This is a genomic window from Pseudomonas sp. LAMO17WK12:I10 (genome assembly GCF_900215185.1).
GTDB classification, from domain to species: Bacteria; Pseudomonadota; Gammaproteobacteria; order Pseudomonadales; family Pseudomonadaceae; genus Aquipseudomonas; species Aquipseudomonas chlororaphis.
In genome coordinates this window covers 242,001-255,243 of the sequence record NZ_OBDX01000003.1, presented here as the reverse complement: position 1 = coordinate 255,243, position 13,243 = coordinate 242,001, and the positions used below count along the sequence as shown (strand labels likewise).

Sequence of the window (13,243 nt, the reverse complement as noted above, 5' to 3'; positions counted from 1 at the left end):
AGCGGGATAACCCTATGGCAACGGGCGACAAATTAGTGGACATTTAACGCCATGAATCTGGAGAAAAAACCATGAGCAAAAAAGTTGCAGTGATCCTTTCCGGCTGTGGCGTCTATGACGGTGCCGAGATCCATGAAAGCGTCATTACCCTGCTGCGCCTGGACCAGCGCGGCGCCCAGGTGCAGTGCTTCGCCCCGAACATCGCCCAGCTGCATGTGATCAACCACCTGACCGGCGAAGAGATGCCCGAGTCGCGCAATGTCCTGGTGGAATCGGCGCGCATCGCCCGCGGCCAGGTCAAGGACATCCGCGAGGCCAACGCCGAAGACTTCGACGCGCTGATCGTGCCGGGCGGCTTTGGCGCGGCGAAAAACCTTTCCAACTTCGCCGTGGAAGGGGCCGGCTGCACAGTCCAGCCGGATGTCCTGGCACTGACCGAAGCCTTCGCCGAAGCCGGCAAGCCGGTGGGCCTGATCTGCATCTCGCCGGCATTGGCGGCGAAAATCTACGGCCCGGGCGTCACCTGCACCATCGGCAACGACGCCGACACCGCGGCCGCCGTCAGCAAGATGGGCGCGACCCATGCAGAGTGCACCGTCGGCGACATCATCGAGGACAAGGCGCGCAAGCTGGTCAGCACCCCGGCCTACATGCTCGCGCAGTCCATCAGCGAAGCCGCGGCCGGCATCAATAAGCTGGTGGATCGGGTGCTGGAACTGACCCACGAAAACGACGAATAACCCAAAAGCCGTGGCGAGCGGCAAGCGCCCTCGCCTCGCGGCAATTGTCAGGCCTGACGCGCCAGCCGCGTCAGGATCCGGTCCAGGGCATTGGCGAAGGCCTGCTTCTCGCGATCCCCATAAGGGCCTTGCCCACCGCCGACCTGCCCCTGCTCGCGCAGATCGGTAAACAGGTTACGCACCGCCAGCCGCTCGCCCATGTTCTGCGCATCGAACTCCTTGCCCCGCGGGTCGAGGGCGGCGACGCCCTTCTTCACCAGCCGGTCGGCCAGAGGCACATCGCTGCAGATCACCAGTTCACCCGGCACTGCGTGCTCCACCAGATAATCGTCAGCCGCATCCGGGCCGCTGGGCACCACGATCAGCTTGACGCAGGCAAAGGCCGGCTTGATCTGCGGCTGCCCCGCCACCAGCACCAGCTCGAACTGGCGCTTGAGGGCAAACCTCACCACCTGATCCTTCGCCGCCTTGGGGCAGGCGTCGGCATCGATCCACACACGCATTGCGTGACTCCTCCTGAAAAGCATCGCGGGCAAGCCGCGCGCCTACGGTTCTCGATGAACCGTAGGAACAAGGCTTGCCCGCGATGATGAGCGAAGCGGATGCCTCAGGAAACCTGGGCCCGCCGTTTCTCGGCGATGCGGCTGCGACTGTAGAGCACGATGATCGCCACGATCGCCACCGCCTGTGCCGTCAGCGAGTAGGCATCGGCGTGAATGCCCAGCCAGTCGAAATCGAAGAGCGCCACCGGCCGCGTACCGAAGATTCCAGCCTCCTGCAGCGCCTTGACGCCATGCCCGGCAAACACCACCGACAAGGCACACAGCAACGCCGCGTTGATGCCGAAGAACAGCGCCAGCGGCAGCTTGGCCGAACCGCGCAGAATCACCCAGGCCAGGCCGACCAGCAGCACCAGCGCCGTGGCGCCGCCGGCCAGCACTGCGTTGTGGCCTGCCGGGCCGGCCTGCAGCCACAGGGTTTCGTAGAACAGGATCACTTCGAACAGCTCGCGATAGACCGAGAAGAACGCTAGCACCGCAAAACCGAAACGGCCGCCACCGCCCACCAGGCTGCTCTTGATGTAGTCCTGCCAGGCCGCCGCGTGCCGACGGTCGTGCATCCACACGCCGAGCCACAGCACCATGACACTGGCGAACAAGGCCGTGGCGCCTTCCAGCAACTCGCGCTGGGAGCCGCTGACGTCGATCACATACGCCGCCAGCGCCCAGGTCGCCAGACCGGCCAGCAACGCCAGCCCCCAACCGACGTTGACGCTGCGTACCGCCGATTGCTGGCCGGTATTGCGCAGGAAGGCCAGGATCGCCGCCAGCACCAGGATCGCTTCCAGGCCTTCGCGCAGCAGGATCAGCAGGCCGGAAATATAGCTCAGGGACCAGCTCAGGCCATCGCTGCCCAGCAGGCCCGCCGATTCTTTCAGCTTGGCCTTGGCGGCATTCAGGCGCTGCTCGGCCTGCTCTGCCGGCAAGCCGTCCTGCAGCGCCTGACGGTAGGCCATCAGGGCTTTCTCGGTGTCCTTGCGCACATTGGCATCGACGTTGTCGAGGGAGCTTTCCACCAGCTCGAAGCCTTCCAGGTACGCCGCCACCGACAGGTCGTAGGCCTGTTCGTGGTCACCGGCGCGGTAGGCGGCCAGGCTCTTGTCCAGGGTCGAGGCGGTGTAGTCGAGCAGTTGCGCCGGGCCGCGCTTGACCTGTGGCGGCTGGGCGCGCTGGGCACGGAAGGTGGCCGCGGCCTGCGGGCCTTCGGCGGCCTCTACTTCGCTTGGAGTCTGGCGGGCCAGGTCGGCGAGGTTGTAGCTCTTGTCGCCCTTCGCCGCGGCCGGGTCGGCGGTGAAGCCGGCGATATAGGTCGCCAGATCCCAGCGCTGGCGGTCATCCAGCTGATCGGCGAAAGACGGCATGTCGGTGCCTTCGACGCCCAGGCCCAGGGTGTTGTAGATCGCGTAGAGGCTCAGGTGATCCAGGCGCGCCGCATCCCGCAGGTTGGCCGGCGGTGGCGTCAGGCCGACGCCGGCCGGGCCGTCGCCGGCACCGGTATCGCCGTGACACACCGAGCAATGCTGGGCATACAAAGGCACGCCACGGCTCGGGTCCGGGGTGATGATCGGCGCCTGGCTGACCTCATACGCCACCGCCAGCCGGGCTCCCAGGTGCCGCGCCTGACGGGCGACAAGGGCGCCGTCCGCCTTGGCCTTGACCGCGTCGTTCAGGCTGGCGATGCCCTGCTCCAGCTCGGCCTTCTCCGGCTTGGCCGGCAAATCGGCGACCAGTCCCTGCAACACGCCGAGAAACTCGACCTGCTCACGGTACTCGGAGTCGTCAATGACCTTGCCCGCCTCGACCGTCGGTGGATAGTCCGCGCCAATATAGTCGAGCAGGTGCAGCGCCTTGGGCGCGCCTTCTACGGTGTCCGCCAGCAGGTTGGCGCTGCACAGGGCCAATACCGGCAGCACGAGCCACGCCAGGAAACGGGAGGGGGCAGTCATGAACGAATCTCAAATGGAAATACGAAGTAACACATTGTTCACTTCCAATGAGTTTCACTCAAGCATTGTCACACGCGACACCCAGGCGCAGTCGTGCCTCGTGCCGGGCCAAAGCCTTGAATCGCCTGGGGTCCGGGGTTTCCTGAACAAAAATGAAATAAATCCGGGCGTGGTCGGGACTAGCCCATGCTCTCGAATCCCCTGAGGCGCACGTACAAAAAAGGCGCCCCCGATGGGCGCCTTTTTGCTGTGACCAGCCTCTTAGACCGGCGCTTTGCGAATGGTCGCCAGCAACCCGGCGGCGCCGAGGAACAGACCGGCGAAGGTGCGGTTCATGCGCCGTTGCTGGGTAGGCGTGCGCAGCAGGCGCAGGACCTTGGAGGCCAGGCCGGTGTAGCCGGCCATGACGATCAGGTCGACGGCAATCATGGTCGCGCCGAGGATCAGATACTGCTTCACCAGCGGTGCGTGGGGATCGATGAACTGCGGCAGGACCGCCAGCATGAACACCAGCGCCTTGGGGTTGCTGATGTTGACCAAGAACCCGCGGAACACCAGCGCCAGGGGTTTGCCGATCGGCCGGATCGCGGCGTCGTCGCTCAGGTCGCTGGGCAGCGCGCGCCACTGTTTGACCGCGAGGTAGACCAGATAAGCCACGCCGAACCATTTGATCGCGTAAAAGGCGGTCGAGGATGCCGCGAGAATCGCCCCTACGCCGGCGGCGACAATCGCAATCTGCATGGCCAGGCCCAGTTGCAGGCCCAGGGCGTTCCAGTAACCACGCCAGAAACCGTATTGCAGACCGCAGGACATCGACGCAATCGCGCCGGCCCCGGGGGAAAGGCTGATCACCCAGCAGGCGGCAAAAAACGCCAGCCATGTCTCAAGAACCATCGCACACCTCGGCTCGAATTCGTCGTAGACGCCTAAGCTAATGCGCCGGCGGGCGGATGACCATAGATTTTTGTCGGACAGACATCGCCGGCCAACTGTAGCCGCTGCCGAAGGCTGCGCTAAGGCCCGCAGGAGCTCCCTGCGATCTCAAGAGCACGCCTGCTTCGCAGCCGATCGCAGCCTCGCGATGCTCGGCAGCGGCTACAGAGACGGCGCAGGAGGACTATTTCTCGCCGGAGCCTATCGACAGCGCATCGCTGCCACGCCAGCGGCGCACCGAACACTGGAAGAACAGGCTGTTGGGCACTTGCACCATGACGCCGCCGGTGCCGGCTTCCTCGGCCTCGATCAGCGAGGTGTACAGCAGGTTGATTGCCACCACCCGGCCCTTGATACCCGGCTTGTCGAGGGTGTCCACCAGCTCGACCACATCGCCGATGCGGAACGGGCCCACGGTGAAGATCAGGATGGCGCAGAGCAGGTTGGACAGCACGCTCCACATGGCGAAGAAGGCCACCGCCGCCACCGCGACAAAACCGGACAGGGCAGTCCAGAGCACCGTCGCCGACACCCCGAGTCGCTCCAGGACGAAGATCAGCGCGCTGCCCATGATCAGCCAGCGCAAGCCGCCACGCAGCGGCATCAGCAGCTGCGGCGGGAACGGGTAACGTTCACCCAGGCGGGTCAGGCAGCGGGCGACAAACCGCTGGGTGATGTAGCCAGCCAGCAGGATCAGCAGGATTTGCACGGTGACCCACAGCGGCTCGACCCACGTGATAGGCACAGGCAGCTTGAACGCGTCCATCAGGACAAGGCTTCCAGTTCCGCCTGCATGCTTTCCAGCAGTTCCAGGGCTTCCATCCAGGCCTCTTCCAGCTCGCCTTCACGCACCTTCAACCTGGCCTGCTCGGCCAGCAGGTCACGCAGCTCGTCCTTGCGCGCGGCTTCGTAGATGCCACTGTCGCCAAGGCTGGCTTCGATTTTCGCCAGCCGCTCGTGGACCTTGCCCAGCTTGGTTTCCAGCTTGTCGGCTTCGCGCTTGTGCGGCGCCAACTGCTGGCGCAGGGCCGCGGCGGCCTGGCGCTGGGCCTTCTTGTCGGTCTTGTCCGGGTTGACCGTGGTCGTGCTGACCGGCGCGTTGCGCTGGCGGTAGTCCACCAGCCAGCGCGCGTAGTCGTCCAGGTCGCCGTCGAACTCTTCGACCTTGCCGTCGGCCACCAGGTAGAAGTTGTCGGTGGTGCTTTTCAGCAGGTGACGGTCGTGGGAGACCACCAGTACCGCGCCGCTGAACTCTTGCAGGGCCATGGTCAGGGCCAGGCGCATCTCCAGGTCCAGGTGGTTGGTCGGTTCGTCGAGCAGTAGCAGGTTCGGGCGGTCCCAGGCAATCAGGGCCAGGGCCAGGCGCGCCTTTTCGCCACCGGAGAAATTCAGCACTGGCTCGTCGATACGCGCGCCGCGGAAGTCGAAACCGCCGAGGAAGTCGCGCAGGGTCTGCTCGCGCTCGGTCGGCGCCAGGCGCTGCAAATGCAGCAACGGGCTGGCCTTGGCATCGAGCGAGTCCAACTGGTGCTGGGCGAAGTAGCCGACCACGGTGTTCTCGCCGCGGGTCAGGCGACCGCCCAGCGGCGACAGCTCGCCGGAGAGGTTCTTGATCAGGGTCGACTTGCCCGCACCGTTGGGGCCGAGCAGACCGATGCGCGCACCCGGGGTCAGTTGCAGCTTGACCTTCTCCAGCACGGTCTTTTCGCCGTAACCCAGGCGGGCATCGGACAGGTCGAGCAGCGGGCTGGAGATCTTTTCCGACTCGCGGAAAACGAAGTCGAACGGCGAGTCGACGTGGGCGGCGGACAGCTCTTCCATCCGTTCCAGGGCCTTGATCCGGCTCTGGGCCTGGCGGGCCTTGGTGGCCTGGGCCTTGAAGCGCGCAATGTACTTTTCCATGTGCGCGCGTTGCGCCTGCTGCTTCTCGTAGGCTTGCTGCTGTTGCGCCAGACGTTCGGCACGGGCGCGCTCGAAGGCGCTGTAGCCACCGCGATAAAGGGTGATCTTGCGCTGATCGACGTGAGCCACATGGTCGACCACGGCATCGAGGAAATCGCGGTCGTGGGAAATCAGCAGCAAAGTGCCGGGGTAGCCCTTGAGCCAGTCCTCCAGCCAGAGGATCGCATCGAGGTCCAAGTGGTTGGTCGGCTCGTCGAGCAACAGCAGGTCCGACGGGCACATCAGCGCCTGCGCCAGGTTCAGGCGCATCCGCCAGCCACCGGAGAAGTCGCCGACCTGACGGTCCATCTGCTCGTTGCTGAAACCCAGGCCAGCCAGCAGCTTGCGCGCCCGGGCGTCGGCGGTATAACCGTCGGCGCTGTCCAGCTCGGCATGCAGGCGCGCCAGGGCCGCACCGTCATGGGCCGCTTCGGCGGCGGCCAGCTCACGCTGCACCTGGCGCAGGCGCAGGTCGCCATCGAGCACGTAGTCGACCGCCAGCCGCTCAAGGGTATCGACCTCCTGGCGCATATGGGCGATGCGCCAGTCGGCGGGCAGGAAGCAGTCGCCCGAATCCGGGTGCAACTCGCCACGCAGCAAGGCGAACAGGCTGGATTTGCCGGCGCCGTTGGCACCGATCAGGCCGGCTTTCTGGCCGGCGTGCAGGGTCAGCTCGGCGTCTTCTAGCAGACGTTGCGGACCACGCTGTAAAGTCAGGTTCTGAAGTCGAATCATAATGGCGGCGGAGTCTACCAGCTTCGTTCGCAACTGGCGCGAGTAGCACTATGTCCTCTGACCTGTGGAGCTTCACCCTCAAGACCTACGCCCGCCCGGGCGTCGAAGAAGCCTGCCTGGACCTTCAGGCGGCCGGGGCCAATGTCTGCCTTCTACTCTGCGCGGCCTGGCTCGGCGCACGCGGGGTGGTCTGCACTTCGCAGCGCCTGCAACAGCTGCGAGCCCTGGGCCAGCCCTGGCACGACGAAGTCGTCAGGCCGCTGCGCCAGCTGCGCACGCAATGGCGCCCGGCCGCGAGCGCGGATCCGGAACTGGCGATCTTGCGCGAACAGGTCAAGGCATTGGAACTCGAGGCCGAACGGCAACTGCTGCTGCGCCTGGAAGCGCTGGCGGGGGGATGGTCGGAGGGTGAAGCGCAGGATCTGACGAACTGGCTGGAAGGACTGGCGGCCGAAGCCGCCAACCTCAACCGCGACGCGCTGCAGGCGCTGCGCGTCGCGGTGACCGGCGCTTAGGAAGCGCTGGTTGGCGTGGTGCTGGCAGGCGCGACAGTCGGAGCCGAAACTGGCGCAGCCGCCGCTGGAGCGGGCGAAGATACCGGTGCCGCCGGCTTGGCAGCCGGGGTTGCCGGGGTTGCCGGGGTGGCTGGCTTGGCGGCCGCTGGAGCGGTGGCCGGTTTGGCTGCGGCAGGTTTGGCGGCGACAGGCTTCTTCGCGGCTGGTTTTGCAGCCGGCTTGGCAGCAGGTTTTACTGCGGGTTTTGCCGCAGGCTTGGCGGCTGGTTTTGCTGCAGCCGGTTTAGCCGCTGCTGGCTTGGCGGCAGTGGAAGCCGCCGGCTTGGCTGCTGCAGGTTTGGCCGCGGGCTTGGCTGCTGGTTTAGCTGCAGGTTTAGCTGCCGCCTTCACCGGAGCTTTTGCCGCAGCCGGTTTGGCGGCCGGCTTCGCAGCAGGTTTTGCCGCTACCGGTTTAGCCGCAGGCTTGGCAGCAGCAGGCTTGGCCGCTGCAGTTTTAGCTGCGGGCTTGGCGGCGGATTTGGCCGCAGGTTTTGCTGCTGGCTTGGCAGCGGGTTTCGCTGCAGCCGGTTTGGCAGCCGCTGTTTTCGCAGCCGGTTTGGCAGCAGGTTTCGCAGGGGCTTTTGCAGCAGCCGGTTTAGCCGCTGGCTTGGCAGCTGCAGGTTTGGCTGCGGCGGTTTTTGCCACTGGCTTGGCGGCAGGTTTAGCAGCCGGTTTGCTGGCAGCTTTTGCCGGTGCTTTAGCGGCAGGTTTGGCCGGGGCTTTTGCCGCCGGCTTGGGCTTGGCTGCGGCTTTCTGCGCTGGAGCGGCGGCCGGTTTGGCGGAGCGAGTGCTCAGCACCTTGGCTGCGGCTTCTTTCACACGACCGACGCCCTGGGCCAGTTTCAGGCTTTCCTGAGCGTCGCGCTTGAGTTGCAGAATATAGGCGCGGGTTTCGGATTGACGTGCCTTGAGTGCATCGAGCAGGTCTTCAAGTTCTTTCACTGCGTCCTTGGCTTTGGCTTGTGCCTTGGCCTTGCCGGCCGCCGCGGCGTCCTGCAATTTGGTCCGCGATTTGTGCAGTTTTTCCTGTGCCTTACCGCGTTGCTTTTCCAGTTTGGCGAGCAGTTTTTCAGCATCAGCCAAGGCTTGGGAACAAGCGTTTTCCAAGTGCTCGAGCAGACTGCCCGAAAGCTGTTGGAGCAAATGCAACGGAGTACTTACAGGCTTCTTATTGGCCGACATGGTTTACCTCCTGGCTGACGTGAGTTGCGGCTCATACTAGACCTCTGCTGCTACCGCCGCTAGGGCATGTTGACAGTATCGAATGCCATGCGTTGCAGAGGATCGAAAATGTTCTTCGCGCACAAGAAAGTTACTCACCAGCCACCACATCCACGCTGGCATAATCCACCTCGTCTCAGGCCGGAGAACGCCCATGTCGCGTTACCTTTTTTTATCCTTGTGTGTGTTGTTGCCACTGGCTCAGGCCGCCGAAGATTCGCAGAAAAACGATGCCCACGATCTCGCCTACAGCCTGGGCGCCAGCCTCGGCGAACGCCTGCGCCAGGAGGTGCCGGACCTGCAGATCCAGGCATTGGTGGAGGGCTTGAAACAGGCCTACCAAGGCAAGCCCCTGGCACTCAAGGACGAGCGTATCGAACAGATCCTCGCCCAGCATGAAGCACAGGTTGGCGAGCAAGCGGACAAGCCGCGAATCGAAGTGGCGCTGGAAAACGAACAGCGCTTTCTCTCGGCCGAAAAGGCCAAGCCGGGCGTACGCGAACTGGAGAACGGCATCCTGCTGACCGAGCTGGCACCCGGCAGTGGAGCACGGCCGGGAGCCAATGGTTCGGTACAGGTTCGCTATATCGGACGCCTGCCTGACGGCACGGTGTTCGATCAGAATCAGCAGCCGCAGTGGTTTCGTCTGGACAGTGTGATTGCCGGATGGCGCAGCGCTTTGCAGCAGATGCCGACGGGGGCGAAGTGGCGCCTGGTGATTCCTTCGGCCCAGGCTTACGGTGCCGACGGCGCGGGCGACCTGATCGCGCCTTACACGCCCCTGGTGTTTGAAATCGAGCTGCTGGGGGCTACCGGCTAAGGGGCGCAGAAACGAAAAACGGTGCGCAATGCGCACCGTTCCGGTAAAGCTTTCGCTGCAAGTCAGGCCTGAACGGCGGCCTCTTCCTTGTGAGCGTTGTGCAGCACTTCGATCAGGCAATCTTCCAGCTCGAAGCGCTCATGCAGCAGACCACCCAGCTCCTTGAACTTCTCCGCCACGCATTTTCCTTCGTCGCACAGATCGTTGAACGCCAGCAGCTTTTCAGTGATGACATCGATCCGAGGATAAATGGTTTCGGCCAGTTCGAGCCCGCGCTGATCATTGAAGGCCTTGGCCTCGCCAGTCAACTGCTCGTAGATTTCAAAATGGCCGGCGGAGACGTAGTCCACCAGGATTGCGCAGAACTCCTGCAGCGGCTGTCGATTTTCAGCCAGCGTCTCAGGCTCCGCGCCGAGAGCATCATAGGCCCGAACCAGTTCGTGACGCTCCTGCAACCAGCGATCGATCAGCAGATGCACTCCACCCCAGCGTTCCTGAGCATTCTGACAACTTTCGAGCATGGCGATCTCTCTTCCCTTATGGGTCATGCCGCTCTGAATCCGCCACAGGACTGAACATCAGCATCCGGCCAGGCAGAACAGCATCGAGCAACGTAATTGCGGTGACACGTGCGGGCCAGATTATGCCCGCTCGACAGCCGCTTCAAGGTACGCAGGAGATAAAGTTCATACAAGTGTTTAATCTTGCGTCCCATTGTAAATCGCCGATTCAGGTCGCGGCCGCCCTGCGCCGGCCCCATGGTAGAAGCCGCGCCAGACGATAGGCACTCAAAATCATCACAGCGATGAAAAACAGCAGGCTCCACTCCGCGGCGCTCATGTCCAGCAGCGTCCAGGTGACCTCCGCGCACTGCGCGGTCCCGGTGAAAACCAGCTGCAAGGCACGCCCCCAGGACAGGTTGCCGAGCATGAACGGCATGTCCGGCAAGCACGCCAGCAACTGATCCGAAGGAATGTTCTGCAATAGCACATGGCGCCCTGCCGTAACGACACCCGCCAGGCTGCAGAGCAGTTCCAGCAGCCAGTACAGGGCACTCGCCGGGTATTGTGGCCCCTGCAGGACCGCGACCAGGCTGATCGAGGTCAACAGCAACACGAAGAAACGTTGCGCCACCCACAACAGGCAAGGCTCGAGCCCAATCCCGAACTCCAGGTGAAACGAGGCCCACAGGGCCAAGGCACCGGTAAAAAACACAAGGGAGAACAGCAAGCGTGAGCCGGCCAGCGACATGGTGTATCCACAACGGAAGAAACAGGCTGCCACGGTAGAGAAAGCGCTCGGCCCTTTCAAGGCGCGCCATGACAAGATCGAACGCGGCAAACCGGCACAGAGGCCAGATCGGGGGGAGTCGCGGGGCGGGCCGCCCCTCCGGGGGCGGCCCAGTCTTGCAGGTTTATACCCTGGCGGGCACCGGCAGCGGCGATGCCAGGAGGCGCTCGTCCAACAACCCCAGGCCTTCCTGGAACAGCTGGTTGCTGCGCTCGGTATCGCCCAGTTGCGCCAGCAACCGGGCCAGCTCGGCACAGGCCTCAGGGTTGCGCTGCAGGCGCAGGCTGCTTTCCAGGTAGTCCCGCGCCTTGCCCCAGAGACTGGTTTGCAGGCACAGGCGACCCAGGGTCAGCAGCAGGCTCGGATCGTTCGGGTGGTCTTTGAGCCACTGCTCGGCGAACTGCAGTTGCCGCGCCGGGTCACTGCCCCGCAGCAAGCCGTAAAGCCGCGCCAGATGGCTGTCGTACTTGCGCTTGAGAGCGACGCGCAGCACTTCTTCGGCCTCGGCCCCGGCGCCCAATTGCCGCAGTTGTTCGGCGTAGGCCAGCACCAGCTGCGGTTCCTGACGCTGGGCCGCGGTCAGTTGCTGCCAAGCGCGGTTGAGCGATTGCAGGCCGACCGTACCGTCCTCTTCGCGATGCGCCGCGAGGGTCAGGTTCTCGCCCCAGGCCCGACGTTCCAGCTCGGCCAGTTCGTTGGCGGGCAGGACCTTGTCCTTGCGCAGCTCGGGCAGCAGGCGGATCACCGCCGACCAATCGCCCCGCTGCTGGTGCAGACGCTGCAACTGCCGCAGCACCTGGACACTGTGCGGATGACGCTCGTGCATGGCTTGCAGGGTACTCAGGGCGCCTTCGGTATCACCGCGATCGGTCTGCAGCTGGGCATGACTCAAGGCCACCGCCAACTCAGCCTGGGGCTGGCGCTCGAGGGCACGCTCCAGCAGGCTGTCGCACTGCTCGTAGTTTCCCTGCTCGTTCGCCGCCCGCGCGGCGCCGAGGTAGTACAAAAGAGGCTGGCGCTCGGCTTCCGCGGCACGATGCAAGTGCTTCTGGGCGCTGGCCCAGCGGCCTTCGGCAAGATCCATCTGGCCTTGTTCGATGGCAATCTGCACGCGACGGCTCCGGTTGCGCCGCGACCAGGGATTGACCACGCCGCTGGAGGCCATCACCAGTTCGATCAGTGCCTTGATACCCCAGATCACCAGCCAGATCACCGCGAGCAGCGCCAAGGTCGCCCACAGGCTCGACTCATAACGGAAGCTGTCGTAGGCAATCAGGATGTACCCGGAGTGCTCGGCAATCGCCAACCCCAGCAATCCCGAGGCGGCGATCACCAGGAACAGAATCACGTACAGGCGCTTCATGGGCTGGTCTCCTGCGGGGCATTCGCAGCAGGTTTGGCCAGTGGTTTCACCGACTCTTCAGCGCTCAGGTTGCGTCGCTCCAGGTAGGCCTGAACGGCGCTCAGGGTCTTGGCCAGGTCCGGCGTTTGCACAGTGACCGGCTGTTTGCTCAGCTCGGACACGCGCTCGAGCATGAGTTTGCTTTGCGGGTTGTCCTGATTGAAATTGCCCTTCAACACGTCGCGAGCTTCCGCCAGGGCCTGGGTGTACACCGGTGCCTGGCCGTTCAGGGCCGCCCATTGCGCCTGCTCCAGGGCCAGGCTCAAGGCCAGGCGCACCTGCGTCAGGCTTTGCCCGGCGAGCAGCGGCCGCACATTCTTGTCCGCGTTGAAGTCGATACGAATGTAACGCGAGATCTGATCCCACCATTGCGCCCAGCGGCTGGCGCCGTCGCCGTCGGCGGTCAGGCCCAGCAGCGAATCGCCACGGTCGCGGTACTCCGGGGCCAACTCGGTGAGCTCGGTCACCTGGTCGCGCAGTGCGCCCAGCTGCAAGAACAGCCCGGTGCGATCCGGTTGTTCGGTGCTGCGCAGGGCCGCGAGGCTCTTGGCCAGCTGTTCGCGCGCGGCGAAAGAACCGGGATCGTTCTGCTCGCGCAGGATCTCGTCGGCCCCCTGCACCAGGGCCTGGGCGCTGCTGATGTCCTGCAAGGCCGAAAGACGCAGGCTGGCCAGACGCAACAGATGTTCCGCCTCGGCCAGACGCCAGTCCTTGCGGCTGGCACCCAGCACGCTCTCGAGCTTCTGACTGAGTCGCTGCTGGTCGCCCTGCAACTGCGCGACCAGACGGCGACGCTCTTCCAGCTCATCGGCCGCCGGCAACTGCTCCAGACGCGCCGTCAGGCGCTGCTCGTTGAGCTTCAGGCTCTGCGCCTCGTCACCCAGGGCCTGCAACTGCCCCAACTGCTGTTGATTGTTGGCCTGCAGGCTGCGCACCTGCCAGACACCCCAGCCGCCGGCAGCGACGCCGGCCGCCCCCAGCAGCAGGGCGAGGATCGCCAACCCGTTGCCACGGCGCTGCGGAGCAGGGGTTGCGGGTTCAGCCGGTGCGTCGACTACCGGCTGGACATCATCTTTAGGCAAGGCTGTTTCGCTCACGTATC

Annotated in this window: 13 protein-coding genes; 3 read left to right on the top strand and 10 right to left on the bottom strand. The window is 64.5% G+C overall.

Annotated features, from left to right (window positions below; genetic code table 11):
* Positions 1–71: 71 nt before the first annotated feature.
* A complete protein-coding gene (gene elbB, locus CRO75_RS05685; RefSeq protein ID WP_007926709.1) occupies positions 72–740 on the top strand; it encodes an isoprenoid biosynthesis glyoxalase ElbB in 669 nt (222 codons plus the stop codon).
* Between the two features lie 47 nt (positions 741–787).
* Here the strand turns inward: elbB and CRO75_RS05680 are convergent, their stop codons facing one another.
* The 5 genes from CRO75_RS05680 to CRO75_RS05660 form a co-directional block, all read right to left on the bottom strand.
* Positions 788–1,243 carry a YaiI/YqxD family protein gene (locus CRO75_RS05680; protein WP_044465693.1) on the bottom strand — a complete coding sequence of 152 codons (456 nt, stop codon included), beginning with the start codon at positions 1,241–1,243 and terminating at the stop codon, positions 788–790.
* Between the two features lie 104 nt (positions 1,244–1,347).
* Entirely contained in the window at positions 1,348–3,246 is a 1,899-nt protein-coding gene (locus CRO75_RS05675) for a cytochrome c/FTR1 family iron permease (RefSeq protein ID WP_097134686.1), read from the bottom strand.
* A gap of 261 nt (positions 3,247–3,507) precedes the next feature.
* Entirely contained in the window at positions 3,508–4,140 is a 633-nt protein-coding gene (locus CRO75_RS05670) for a LysE family transporter (RefSeq protein ID WP_007926706.1), read from the bottom strand.
* Positions 4,141–4,363: 223 nt separating this feature from the next.
* The gene (locus tag CRO75_RS05665) at positions 4,364–4,945 is read right to left on the bottom strand and encodes a mechanosensitive ion channel family protein (RefSeq protein WP_097134685.1); all 582 of its coding nucleotides are present in this window, start codon (positions 4,943–4,945) and stop codon (positions 4,364–4,366) included.
* Positions 4,945–6,855, bottom strand: a complete 1,911-nt coding sequence (locus tag CRO75_RS05660; RefSeq protein WP_097134684.1) for an ATP-binding cassette domain-containing protein — start codon at positions 6,853–6,855, stop codon at positions 4,945–4,947. The genes CRO75_RS05665 and CRO75_RS05660 overlap by 1 nt, the downstream gene beginning before the upstream one ends.
* 50 nt (positions 6,856–6,905) lie before the next feature.
* Between CRO75_RS05660 and CRO75_RS05655 the strand changes: the two genes are divergently transcribed.
* On the top strand, positions 6,906–7,370 hold the full coding sequence (locus CRO75_RS05655; RefSeq protein ID WP_097134683.1) for a TIGR02444 family protein: 465 nt from the start codon (positions 6,906–6,908) through the stop codon (positions 7,368–7,370).
* Here CRO75_RS05655 and CRO75_RS05650 read toward each other — a convergent pair.
* Entirely contained in the window at positions 7,367–8,590 is a 1,224-nt protein-coding gene (locus CRO75_RS05650) for an AlgP family protein (protein WP_097134682.1), read from the bottom strand. The genes CRO75_RS05655 and CRO75_RS05650 overlap by 4 nt on opposite strands.
* Positions 8,591–8,783: 193 nt before the next feature.
* Here CRO75_RS05650 and CRO75_RS05645 point away from each other — a divergent pair, with 193 nt between their 5' ends.
* Complete coding sequence (locus tag CRO75_RS05645) at positions 8,784–9,449, top strand: FKBP-type peptidyl-prolyl cis-trans isomerase (protein WP_097134681.1); 666 nt, start codon at positions 8,784–8,786, stop codon at positions 9,447–9,449.
* Between the two features lie 62 nt (positions 9,450–9,511).
* On the opposite strand, the gene CRO75_RS05640 is transcribed toward CRO75_RS05645, so the two are convergent.
* From CRO75_RS05640 to CRO75_RS05625, 4 genes are all read right to left on the bottom strand, one after another.
* Positions 9,512–9,970, bottom strand: a complete 459-nt coding sequence (locus CRO75_RS05640; RefSeq protein ID WP_007926697.1) for an Rsd/AlgQ family anti-sigma factor — start codon at positions 9,968–9,970, stop codon at positions 9,512–9,514.
* A gap of 208 nt (positions 9,971–10,178) precedes the next feature.
* Positions 10,179–10,700 (bottom strand): disulfide bond formation protein B, encoded by a 522-nt coding sequence (locus CRO75_RS05635; protein WP_097134680.1) that lies wholly within the window; start codon positions 10,698–10,700, stop codon positions 10,179–10,181.
* 163 nt (positions 10,701–10,863) lie between these two features.
* Complete coding sequence (locus CRO75_RS05630; protein WP_097134679.1) at positions 10,864–12,102, bottom strand: heme biosynthesis protein HemY; 1,239 nt, start codon at positions 12,100–12,102, stop codon at positions 10,864–10,866.
* Positions 12,099–13,238, bottom strand: coding sequence for a uroporphyrinogen-III C-methyltransferase (locus tag CRO75_RS05625; RefSeq protein ID WP_053263073.1), 1,140 nt, complete (start codon positions 13,236–13,238; stop codon positions 12,099–12,101). The genes CRO75_RS05630 and CRO75_RS05625 overlap by 4 nt, the downstream gene beginning before the upstream one ends.
* Positions 13,239–13,243: the final 5 nt, after the last annotated feature.